The following is a 10,771-nucleotide window of genomic DNA, read 5'->3' as shown; positions in this document are numbered from 1 at the left end:
ACGCCGCCCTGCGCGGGCGCCGCCTGCTGCTGCCCGCCGCCGAGCAGCGATGCGCCGATCGACTGCAGGTCGAGCTGCGCATGCGCGGCGCCGCTTGCCAGGATGCCGAACGCGATGCCTGCCGTGGCCAGGTGCCGGCCCGTCGCGCGAATCTGCTTCATGTGTTTTCCTCGTGCCTGTATTGTTGAGGCCGATATTGTCGAAGCGCGCCGCGCGCGGCCGCAACGACTGAAACACATCGAAACGAAATCACGCTGCACGGCCGCTTGCAATTCCGCGACCGGCGTACGTGCTTGTGGGGATTCGCCCGCGTTTGCCGGGCGATTTACGGGCGTGTACCGAAATTCGTTCTCGCGCCGCATCAATCGATGACGGCGGTTGTCCACCTTCGCAGGCGACGCCGGAGGTGGTCTGCCAGCCCATCCCGCATGTCGCACTGCACATCGAGCGGTCCATCGCCAGGAGCAGCGGCGACGCGGAACGTGCTGCGCAGCGTCGATGACGTGACGCCATACCGGCGCGCAACACGCCGTGCTCGGCGTGACACGCGCCTGCGAACAACACGTTCGAGAGTCAAAGCACAACGGGCGGCTTTCCGCCGCCCGCTTTCCCATCTGCCATGCGCGATCCGCAACCCGCTTTGGCTTTGGCTTTGGCTTTGGCTTTGGCTTTGGCTTTGGCTTTGGCTTTGGCTTTGGCTTTGGCTTTGGCTTCCGGCTTCCGGCTTCCGGCTTCCGGCTTCCGGCTTCCGGCTTCCGGCTTCCGGCTTCCGGCTATCGGCTATCGGCTATCGGCTTCCAGCTATCGACTATCGGCCATCAACGCGTTACGCAGCCATCCACCCCGGCAACCGCCCCCCCACCAAGTCAGCCGCCTGCTCGTAGCCGCGCGCGAGTTGCAACACGGCGAGATCGGCGCGCGGACGCCCGATCAGCTGCATCCCCATCGGCAGCCCCGCGTCGTTGAAGCCGACCGGCACGCTGATCACCGGGCAGCCGGCCAGCGTCCACGGCACGACCGTTTCCATCCAGCGGTGGTAGGTATCCATCGGACGGCCCGCGATCTCCTTCGGCCAGCGCTGGTCGACGTCGAACGGGAACACCTGCGCGGTCGGCGCCGCGATGAAGTCGTAGCGGTCGAAGAAGCTGAGCACGGCCTGGTGCCACGCGGTACGCTCGACGCTCGCGTCGAACACCGCCGCGCCCTGCATCGCGAGCAGCCCTTCGACCTCGTAGATCGCCTCGGGCTTCAGCAGCGCGCGGCGCGCCGGGTCGCGATAGTGCACCAGCAGCCCGCCGCCGGACAGCAGGTGCCGATGCGCGAGCCACAGGCGCCAGATCCGGTCGGGCGCGAACGACGGCAGCGCGGCATCGACGTCGCAGCCGATCTCGCGCAGCGTCGCCAGCCCCTGTTCGCACAACGCGAGCACGCCGGCCTCGGTCGCGAGATAGCCGTTCCAGTCCCCGACCCACGCGACGCGCTTGCCGCGCAGATCGGCGTCGAGCGGCTGCGCGAACACGGCCGGATCGTCCGCGAGCGACAGCGGATCGTTGCGGTCGTAGCCGGCCTGGATCGCGAGCAGTTGCGCGACGTCGCCGACCGTACGGCCCATCGGCCCTTCGATGCCGAGCTGCTGCACGAACACGTCGACGCCCGGCCAGCGCGGCACGCGGCCCTGCGACGGACGGAAGCCGTAGATGTTGCAGAACGCGGCCGGATTGCGCAGCGAGCCGCCGAAATCGCTGCCGTCCGCCACCGGCAGCATCCGCGACGCGAGCGCCGCCGCCGTGCCGCCGCTGCTGCCGCCCGCGCTCTTGGTCAGGTCGTACGGATTGCGCGTCGCGCCGTAGACCTCGTTGAACGTGTGCGAGCCGAGCCCGAATTCGGGGGTGTTGGTCTTGCCGATGAAGATCGCGCCGGCCGCGCGCATCCGCGCGACGCCCACGGAATCGGCCTGCGGCACGTTCTCGCGGAAGATCGGCGAGCCGTAGGTCGTCCGCAGCCCCTTCGTCATTGCCAGATCCTTCGGCGCCTGCGGCATCCCGTGCATCCAGCCGTGGTACTCGCCGCGCGCCAGCGCAGCATCCTTTTCCGCGGCCTCGGCGAGCAGCGCGTCGCGATCGCGCAGCGCGACGATCGCGTTGACCGCGCCGTTCACCCGCTCGACGTGATCGAGGTACGCGCGCATCGTCTCGACGCACGACACGGCCTTGCTGCGGATCGCCGACGCGAGCTCGCCCGCCGACAGGCGCACGATCGGGTCGACGGGGATGGAAGCGGGAGCGAGAAGCTGCGGGGCGCCGTGCGGCATGCGGAGTCTCCTGGAATCGGAATGGAATGGCGGGCCGCATGGCGGCGGTCGCTCCCGAACCGGCCGGGAGCGGCCGCGCCGCGGCCGATGCACTACTCTACGCGACGCCGGATCGGCGACCTCCGATATTTTCCGCCGCGATTCATTGCGGTTCCGACTAAATCGGGGCGACGGGCCCCGCTTCGCGCGCGCCGCCCCGGCCGATGAAATCGTTTATGCGCATAAACTTAAATTTCTTATATTTCTATTAGGCGCGCCACGAGGCGGCACGCGTTAACGACATTTTTACGCGGCCGCCCGTTCTCTTTAGATCGTTCGGCCCGGCGGGGCGCTACGCTGGAATCATCTCGTTTCCTGGACAACGTTCATGCTCAAGCTGCTGGTTCCGGTCGGCCACTCTCCCCGCTCGCTTCAGGCGGTTCGCCACGCGACATTCCTGTATCGCGAACGGTGCGCGTCGGAGATCGTGCTGATCAACGTTCAGGCACCGCTCGAATCGACGCGGCTCGAGGCCTACCATCCGCTATCGCGGCTGCGTTCGATCGAGGAGAAGTTCGCGTCCGACGATCTGGCCATGGCCGAGCGAATCCTGCAGGAAGCCGGCGTCAAGTACAGCGTCGTGATGAAGGTGGGCCCGGTGGCCGATACGATCGCGTCGGTCGCGGCAGAGACGGGGTGCGACGAGATCGTGGTCGTCGCGCCGCGGCACGACCCGTTGCATGCGCTGATGTCGGTGTTCCGCCGCAGCGTGATGAGCCGGCTGGTGCGGATTTCGAATGTGCCGGTCACGGCCGTGCAATGACCGGAATGACGCGCGGCAGCGCGTCGAGGGCTCGTTCGCCGACGCGCCCCGGGTTTGCAACGTGCGGTGCGACACATGTGCGCGTTGCCGCTCACACGCGCACCGGCGTTCACGCAGCGCTTAATCGATGACCTTGCGCCAGAACACGAAATAGGCGGCGGCCGAAGACGCAACGAGCAGGATGGCCCACAACGGGGCGAGGCTGATCAGGACGGAAGAGACGTTAAGCATTTGGATTCCTCACTAATTCGACAGCGATGTTCAACACGCACCTGCTTGCCGGAACCGATGCCTTTCTCCGCGATCGCGTTCCGTCAAATCATGCATTCATGCTATCGCTTTGAACGGCCGCGCGACCGCCCCCTCCCGTCCGTACCCTGACATTCGTCAAACTCCCGTGAATCGCACGCCTGTCGCGCCGGCAACCGTCGCGCGAATGCGTCGCCGCCCGTCCGGTTTAGCCTGCCACGCGCACTGAAGCCGCGCTTTCCCTCCCCCCTCCAACCACGAAAAACGGGACAGGATCACCCTGCGCTCCCCATTTCAGCAGACGTTTACCGGGGGAACCCCCAAGTGCTTCGTCAAACCGGTCCGCGTTACGCTTGAGCCACGAGGAGACGAACCATGAGACGAGCCGTACATATCGCTGTTTTCGCACTGCTGGCGTATCTCATTGGCGATCGCGCGATCCTGCATGCGCAGGGCCGCGACACCAGCCCGCTCGCGTGCGAACAAGGCGCCGCGCAGGTGAAGGTCGACGCGCTCGGCCGTGGCTTCGGCGAAGCAGCCGCCAGCAGCCAGGGCGAAGCGTTCATGTCGGGCTGCCTGGTGACGGGGCGCGGCAACCAGGACGTCGCGCTGGCGAACCGCTGACAGGTGCCGACGCGCCGGCCGCGTTCGGGTCACGACGACTGAACCGGAGCCGCGCGCGCCTGGATCAATTCCCGCTGTTCACGGTCATTTTCTCGATCGATGTCGCGACGGATGTCACGGTCCGGATGCCGTTCACGCTGAACGTCTGCTCGCGGTCCGACTCGTCGCGGGGAAGACGCATCGACAGCTGCGCGACCAGGCCATCCTTCCGGTAGTCGCCAAACCAGTCGATCAACCGGCCGATGTAGCACGTGTCGCCGACATGAACCGCCATGTCGCCGACGATCTCGTACGCGTAGTGGCCGGGCCCGTAGCTCGAGTATTCGCTGCGATCGTCGCCCTGCACCGACGGCGGAATCGGACACAGCGGCGTGTCGGAACCCGCATCGCGCGCGGTGCTGTCGCTCACGTCGTGCAGCGCCTGTTCGAGCGCCGCATGCAGCTTGCCGTCGAGCGTTGTCGAACCGGTCTTGCCTTCATTGCGCTGTTCGATCGGCACCGACAGGCGGTAACGATAATGCACCGTCAGTTTCGGCACCTGGCCAACGACGGTAAACGGCCGCAGCAGGTAAAACTCGTCCATGCCGTAGTGGCTGTCGCGATACAACGCATAGACGCGCCCGCGCAAGCGTATCCATTCTCCCGCCTGATTCGCGCCGCGGCCATTCGTCGTGTAAAGGCTGCGGTCGAGCGCCTCGTTCGAATCGCCTGATACCTCGAACTTGCCGCCCTTGCGGCGCAAGACATCGACCGACGACCACAACCCGGTTCCGTTCGATGCCGATTCGACGACCAGATCGCGCTGCCCGTCGCCGTCGAGATCGATCAGCGTGTAGGACGCGCCCATCGCGGCATCGTCCCCACCGCTCGGCGACGCCTTCAACGCCCGCCACTCGTCGGCCGTCACACCGCCGGGGCGTGCCGTCGGCAACACCGGCCCCTGCCCGTCGCTGGCGTCGCTCGAAAAGCGCGTAACGCCATTCGTGATCCGCAACCGGTCGATCACTTGCTCGACCGGCGAACTTGAATCCGTGCGGCGCGCCTGGTCGACGAGCGCGCGCAAGTCGTCGAGCGCAGCCTTGTCTTCGGCGTCGGGGCGATAGGCGAGCACCGTGGCGAGCTGTGATTGCAGATCGCCGATCCGCGTCAGATAGCGCTGTTCGAGGCAACCGTGATCGGCGCCGCATTGATCGCGGGTCTTCAGCCAGCCGAGCTGCGCGGTGCGCAACGTCGCACGCTGCCCCTGCGGCAATGCATCGGACAGTTTCCGGTAAAAGACCGACAGCCTGCCGTCGTCCAGATGCAGGTCGTTCGATGCGCAGACGGCTTTTTCGGTCTGGCTGGATGCCTGCGCGCAGTCGAGCCCTGCCGCGAAGGCCTGGGGTGCGCAAGCAAGCAGCGCGAGCAGAAACGTGCGCCGCAACGGGGCTTCAAAGCGGAATGTCATGAGTGGGTTCCCGGCAGTCGACGCGCGCGCTCAGGTCGACGCGCAATCGGCCTCCAGCGCCGGATTGTCCGTCAAATGACCGGCCCGTGGAACAGCCGCGAGCGACCGCTACGCGCCGCCGCTGCCATCGACGACAGGTCATTTGATTTCCGCTACAGTGGCTTGCCCGGCATCCGGCCGCCGCGTCGAGACCCCGCTTCATCGCCAACGACAACACACCCAAAGATGAGCCAACCACACACCGAGTTGATCCAGCGCTTCTATACGGCGTTCCAGCAGCGCGACATCGACGGGATGCTCGCCTGCTATGCCGACGACGTCGTGTTCAGCGATCCCGCATTCGGCGAGCTGCGCGGCGACCTCGCACGCGACATGTGGCGCATGCTGGTCGCGCGGGCGCAGGACTTTTCATTGACGTTCGGCGACGTCGCCGCGGATCAACAGGCCGGGCGCGCCGAGTGGATCGCTCACTACCGCTTTACCGCAACCGACCGGATGGTGGTCAACCGGATCGACGCGCGGTTCCGGTTTCGCGACGGACGCATCGTCGAGCATCGCGACAGCTTCGACCTGTGGCGCTGGGCGCGTCAGGCGCTGGGGCTGAAAGGCGCCCTGCTCGGCTGGACGCCTTTCATGCAACGCGCGATCCGCGCGCAGGCGCGGAAGAACCTCGACGCGTATCGCGCCAGGCGGAAATGAGCGGAAATAGCACCCGCGCCGTCATGGCTTCATCGTCGCGTTGATCAGGTCGTCGGCCATGTCCGGTCGAATGCCGTCCGGGTTCTTGAGTCCGTTCTCGCGATACCAGCTTTCGTCGGCTTCGGGATGCGGGCCGACGAGCCCGACGCGCCCCTTGCCGTACCGATAGGTCGCGGCCGCGATATCGCGGTTCGGATAGGTCGCCAGCACGACCGCGCCGGGGGCGGCCGGGAGCATCGCGCCGTCCTGGAAGTAGATCCAGCGTTTTTTCCCGCGCCAGACCACTGGCGTCACCGTGTCCGCGATCCCGTGAAGCGTCGAGCCCGGTCGGTCGACCTCGGAGTCGAACTCGCCGGCCACCAACCCGAAACCCGGGTCGCCCGCCAGGTAGGCACCCATGCAGATGCCCAGATAGCGTCCGCCGTTCGACACGTATTGCCGCACGGCCTTGATCGAATGCTTTCCGATGCCGGCCGCCGCACCGGGGATGTCCTGCCCGCCACCGGGCTGGACATAGAGCGCGGCGCCGGCCAGGACAGCGGGCGTGATCTTGAGTTTCTCCGCCGGCCCGACGTAGATCACCCGGAACTTGTGGTCCGATTCCCGCAGGCGCTGCGCAATCGTCTCCGGGCAGCCATCGCACGCAGCCGGGCCGCGATAGACCAGTGCGACGGGACGGCCGGCCAAGCCACGCGTTTCGTCGTCGGTCGCGGCCGCATGACCGACCGACGATGCGACGAGCGACAACACCACGACAATCGATTCTCTGGATCGCATGTTCTGGATCGACGGGATTCAAGGGCTCGCGACCATCCAGGACATTCCGGAACGGGGCGGCCGGCATGCGCCGATGCTCGCTCCGCATTTTGAAACCTGATTGAAAGTCGCGTGAAATAGAGCGTAGGCGCGCGAAAGCGGCCTGTGTGTAACGTTTCTTGCCGGCTTGTGCAGATATATGCGCCGCCGGCAACCCGGCTCCCGGGGCTCCGTTACCGGCAGCGCACTTCGCCAGTCGCGGCCTCGAACGGTTCGCGCCAGTTCACATGGCGGCAGCCAAAGCCGGCGACGGGGACACCTGATACGGACCGACGATCCCGGCTCGCAGTCGGGCATCCCGCCACCCCACCGCCCACTGCGCCTCCCGGCGGCAGCCGGAACCTCCCGCGACACGACGCCCGTGCGCACGCCCGCCCGAGCCTCCGCGACACGTCCGAAACGACCGGCGCCCCCGCGCCATCTCGCTTTCCCGTGCGCCGTCGCCAACTCTTATATAAGACATAAGACATTTGACGTTAAAGCGCATTGAGATTAGAATCCCGCTGCAAAGCAGTGCCTGGAACAGCCCCGGAGTGCCGGCAAGGCCTTCCCCTCAAACGCAATATCAGCAGGTCTCCCCATGCTTGAAAACTTTCGTGCTCACGTGGCCGCCCGCGCCGCGCTCGGTATTCCTCCCCTGCCGCTGACGGCTCAGCAGACCGCCGAACTGGTGGAACTGCTGACGAACCCGCCCGCCGGCGAAGAGCAGACGCTGCTCGACCTGATCACCCACCGCGTGCCCGCAGGCGTCGACGAAGCCGCCCGCGTGAAGGCCGGCTTCCTGGCCGCCGTGGCCAAGGGCGAGACCGCCTGCCCGCTGATCTCGCGCGAACGCGCGACCGAACTGCTCGGCACGATGCTGGGCGGCTACAACATCCAGCCGCTGATCGAGCTGCTGTCCGATGAAGCCGTCGCTGCCGTGGCCGCTGACGCACTGAAGAAAACCCTGCTGATGTTCGACCAGTTCCATGACGTCAAGGAACTCGCCGACAAGGGCAACGCGCACGCAAAGGCCGTGCTGCAGAGCTGGGCCGACGCCGAATGGTTCACGAGCCGTCCGGAAGTGCCGCAAAGCCTGACCATCACCGTGTTCAAGGTGACGGGCGAAACCAACACCGACGACCTGTCGCCGGCCCCGGACGCGACCACCCGCCCGGACATCCCGATGCACGCGCTGGCGATGCTGAAGAACGCACGCCCGGGCATCACGCCGGAAGAAGACGGCAAGCGCGGCCCGATCAAGTTCATCGAATCGCTGAAGGAAAAGGGTCACCTGGTCGCCTACGTGGGCGACGTGGTCGGCACCGGCTCCTCGCGCAAGTCGGCCACCAACTCGGTGCTGTGGTTCACCGGCGAAGACATCCCGTTCGTGCCGAACAAGCGCTTCGGCGGCGTGTGCCTCGGCAGCAAGATCGCCCCGATCTTCTACAACACGATGGAAGACGCCGGCGCGCTGCCGATCGAGCTCGACGTGTCGCAGATGGAAATGGGCGACGTGGTCGAACTGCGCCCGTACGATGGCAAGGCGCTGAAGGACGGCAACGTGATCGCCGAATTCCAGGTCAAGTCCGACGTGCTGTTCGACGAAGTGCGCGCCGGCGGCCGCATTCCGCTGATCATCGGCCGCGGCCTGACCGCGAAGGCACGTGAAGCACTGGGCCTCGCGCCGTCGACGCTGTTCCGCCTGCCGCACCAGCCGGCCGACAGCGGCAAGGGCTTCTCGCTCGCGCAGAAGATGGTTGGCCGCGCATGCGGTCTGCCGGAAGGCCAGGGCGTGCGCCCGGGCACGTACTGCGAACCGAAGATGACCTCGGTCGGCTCGCAGGACACCACGGGCCCGATGACCCGCGACGAACTGAAGGATCTCGCGTGCCTCGGCTTCTCGGCCGACCTCGTGATGCAGTCGTTCTGCCACACCGCCGCTTATCCGAAGCCGGTCGACGTGAAGACGCACCAGACGCTGCCGAACTTCATCAGCACGCGCGGCGGTATCGCGCTGCGCCCGGGCGACGGCGTGATCCACTCGTGGCTGAACCGCATGCTGCTGCCCGACACCGTCGGCACCGGCGGCGATTCGCACACGCGCTTCCCGATCGGCATCAGCTTCCCGGCAGGTTCGGGCCTGGTCGCGTTCGCGGCCGCCACCGGCACGATGCCGCTGGACATGCCGGAATCGGTGCTGGTCCGCTTCAAGGGCAAGATGCAGCCGGGCGTCACGCTGCGTGACCTCGTCAACGCGATCCCGCTGTACGCGATCAAGCAAGGCATGCTGACGGTCGCCAAGCAAGGCAAGAAGAACATCTTCTCGGGCCGCATCCTCGAAATCGAAGGCCTGCCCGACCTGAAGGTCGAGCAAGCATTCGAGCTGTCGGATGCGTCCGCCGAGCGTTCGGCAGCCGGTTGCTCGGTCCACCTGAACAAGGAACCGATCATCGAGTACCTCAACAGCAACATCACGCTGCTGAAGTGGATGATCGCGCAGGGCTACCAGGATCCGCGCAGCCTGCAGCGCCGTATCCAGGCAATGGAACAGTGGCTGGCCGACCCGCAACTGCTGTCGCCGGATGCCGACGCCGAGTACGCGGCCGTCATCGAGATCGACCTCGCCGACATCCATGAGCCGATCGTCGCGTGCCCGAACGACCCGGACGACGTGAAGACGCTGTCCGACGTCGCAGGCGCGAAGATCGACGAAGTGTTCATCGGTTCGTGCATGACCAACATCGGTCACTTCCGTGCCGCGTCGAAGCTGCTCGAAGGCAAGCGCGACATCCCGGTCAAGCTGTGGGTCGCGCCACCGACCAAGATGGACCAGAAGCAACTGACCGAAGAAGGCCATTACGGCGTGTTCGGCACGGCCGGTGCGCGTACCGAAATGCCGGGCTGCTCGCTGTGCATGGGTAACCAGGCTCAGGTGCGCGAAGGCGCGACGGTCATGTCGACGTCGACCCGTAACTTCCCGAACCGTCTCGGCAAGAACACGAACGTGTATCTCGGCTCGGCGGAACTGGCGGCGATCTGCTCGCGTCTGGGCAAGATCCCGACCAAGGAAGAGTACATGGCCGACATGGGCGTGCTCAACGCGAACGGCGACCAGATCTACAAGTACATGAACTTCGACCAGATCGAAGACTTCAAGGAAGTGGCCGACACCGTGCAGCTGTAAGCACGCGGAGCGGGCTGCGGCGGGCGGTTGACGTCGCAGCGCACCACGCCATGGCGTCGCAGGCTGAATGCCCGCGGCGCCATTTTTTTATGCGGCGCCGGGTGGCCGTGTCGGCCCGGTCAGTCGTAAAGCGCGGAAATCCGCTCAACGACGTCGAACGGCAAGCCTTCGTCGTACCCTTCCGCCTCGTCGAGATCGACATACTCGCGGCCGTTCGTCGGCTGCAGCATCAGTGCCGGCACCGGCCGCGCGACCGGTACGTCCGGATAGTCGTCCGGGCCCGCGCCGTCGAAGTCGTGCGGATCGAACCAGATCCCGTGATCGGCGTAGTAGCCATCGGCATAACGCTGCTCGATTTCACGCACCAGCCGGAACGTGGCCAGTTGATACGACGCGTCGCCCAGGTCGCTTTCGTTCGCGTACTGCACGAACCACGCGGCGCCGAGATTCCAGTAGATCAGCAGCGCGGTGGCGCGATCGATGTTGCGGTTGTCGAGCAGCCAGCGCAGCGCACGGCCGTTGCCGTCGTAATTGGAGCGCGCGGCGAAGCGGTGCCATTGCTCGGGCGTCGCGCCCTCGAGCCAGGTGCGCACGATTTCCCACACTTTTTGTTCGATTTCGGAATCATCCATGAATGGCGGCCTCGCGGAAACGTGA

General features: G+C 66.1%; 8 protein-coding genes. 4 read left to right on the top strand and 4 right to left on the bottom strand.

What is annotated here, in order from left to right:
- Positions 1–826: 826 nt before the first annotated feature.
- Positions 827–2,311 (bottom strand): amidase, encoded by a 1,485-nt coding sequence (locus tag G3N93_RS07930; RefSeq protein ID WP_206132732.1) that lies wholly within the window; start codon positions 2,309–2,311, stop codon positions 827–829.
- A gap of 367 nt (positions 2,312–2,678) precedes the next feature.
- On the opposite strand from G3N93_RS07930, the gene G3N93_RS07925 reads away from it, so the two are divergent.
- Together G3N93_RS07925 and G3N93_RS07920 are read left to right on the top strand one after the other, a co-directional pair.
- Positions 2,679–3,113 (top strand): universal stress protein, encoded by a 435-nt coding sequence (locus G3N93_RS07925; RefSeq protein WP_011354737.1) that lies wholly within the window; start codon positions 2,679–2,681, stop codon positions 3,111–3,113.
- A gap of 624 nt (positions 3,114–3,737) precedes the next feature.
- Positions 3,738–3,986: a hypothetical protein gene (locus G3N93_RS07920; protein WP_021161497.1), complete on the top strand. Its 249-nt coding sequence runs from the start codon at positions 3,738–3,740 to the stop codon at positions 3,984–3,986.
- Between the two features lie 64 nt (positions 3,987–4,050).
- Here the strand turns inward: G3N93_RS07920 and G3N93_RS07915 are convergent, their stop codons facing one another.
- Positions 4,051–5,433 carry a lysozyme inhibitor LprI family protein gene (locus tag G3N93_RS07915; protein WP_206132731.1) on the bottom strand — a complete coding sequence of 461 codons (1,383 nt, stop codon included), beginning with the start codon at positions 5,431–5,433 and terminating at the stop codon, positions 4,051–4,053.
- Positions 5,434–5,658: 225 nt separating this feature from the next.
- Between G3N93_RS07915 and G3N93_RS07910 the strand changes: the two genes are divergently transcribed.
- Positions 5,659–6,132 carry a nuclear transport factor 2 family protein gene (locus G3N93_RS07910; protein WP_174944306.1) on the top strand — a complete coding sequence of 158 codons (474 nt, stop codon included), beginning with the start codon at positions 5,659–5,661 and terminating at the stop codon, positions 6,130–6,132.
- A gap of 21 nt (positions 6,133–6,153) precedes the next feature.
- Here the strand turns inward: G3N93_RS07910 and G3N93_RS07905 are convergent, their stop codons facing one another.
- Positions 6,154–6,909 (bottom strand): BPL-N domain-containing protein, encoded by a 756-nt coding sequence (locus G3N93_RS07905; RefSeq protein WP_206132730.1) that lies wholly within the window; start codon positions 6,907–6,909, stop codon positions 6,154–6,156.
- Between the two features lie 619 nt (positions 6,910–7,528).
- On the opposite strand from G3N93_RS07905, the gene acnB reads away from it, so the two are divergent.
- Complete coding sequence (gene acnB, locus G3N93_RS07900; RefSeq protein WP_206132729.1) at positions 7,529–10,114, top strand: bifunctional aconitate hydratase 2/2-methylisocitrate dehydratase; 2,586 nt, start codon at positions 7,529–7,531, stop codon at positions 10,112–10,114.
- A 119-nt stretch (positions 10,115–10,233) separates the two neighbouring features.
- On the opposite strand, the gene G3N93_RS07895 is transcribed toward acnB, so the two are convergent.
- Positions 10,234–10,746, bottom strand: coding sequence for a DUF4274 domain-containing protein (locus G3N93_RS07895; RefSeq protein ID WP_206132728.1), 513 nt, complete (start codon positions 10,744–10,746; stop codon positions 10,234–10,236).
- Positions 10,747–10,771 lie beyond the last annotated feature (25 nt).

This window comes from Burkholderia sp. Se-20378 (assembly GCF_017104665.1).
Lineage (GTDB): Bacteria > Pseudomonadota > Gammaproteobacteria > Burkholderiales > Burkholderiaceae > Burkholderia > Burkholderia lata.
Note: the sequence above shows the minus strand (reverse complement) of the source record. Positions and strands in the feature narration are given on the sequence as shown.

Excerpts from the sequence above, each read along its gene's own strand:
- G3N93_RS07910 (WP_174944306.1), top strand. The coding sequence starts at position 5,659 with ATGAGCCAACCACACACCGAGTTGATCCAGCGCTTCTATACGGCGTTC.
- G3N93_RS07905 (WP_206132730.1), bottom strand. The coding sequence starts at position 6,909 with ATGCGATCCAGAGAATCGATTGTCGTGGTGTTGTCGCTCGTCGCATCG.
- G3N93_RS07895 (WP_206132728.1), bottom strand. The coding sequence starts at position 10,746 with ATGGATGATTCCGAAATCGAACAAAAAGTGTGGGAAATCGTGCGCACC.
- G3N93_RS07920 (WP_021161497.1), top strand. The coding sequence starts at position 3,738 with ATGAGACGAGCCGTACATATCGCTGTTTTCGCACTGCTGGCGTATCTC.
- G3N93_RS07915 (WP_206132731.1), bottom strand. The coding sequence starts at position 5,433 with ATGACATTCCGCTTTGAAGCCCCGTTGCGGCGCACGTTTCTGCTCGCG.
- acnB (WP_206132729.1), top strand. The coding sequence starts at position 7,529 with ATGCTTGAAAACTTTCGTGCTCACGTGGCCGCCCGCGCCGCGCTCGGT.
- G3N93_RS07930 (WP_206132732.1), bottom strand. The coding sequence starts at position 2,311 with ATGCCGCACGGCGCCCCGCAGCTTCTCGCTCCCGCTTCCATCCCCGTC.
- G3N93_RS07925 (WP_011354737.1), top strand. The coding sequence starts at position 2,679 with ATGCTCAAGCTGCTGGTTCCGGTCGGCCACTCTCCCCGCTCGCTTCAG.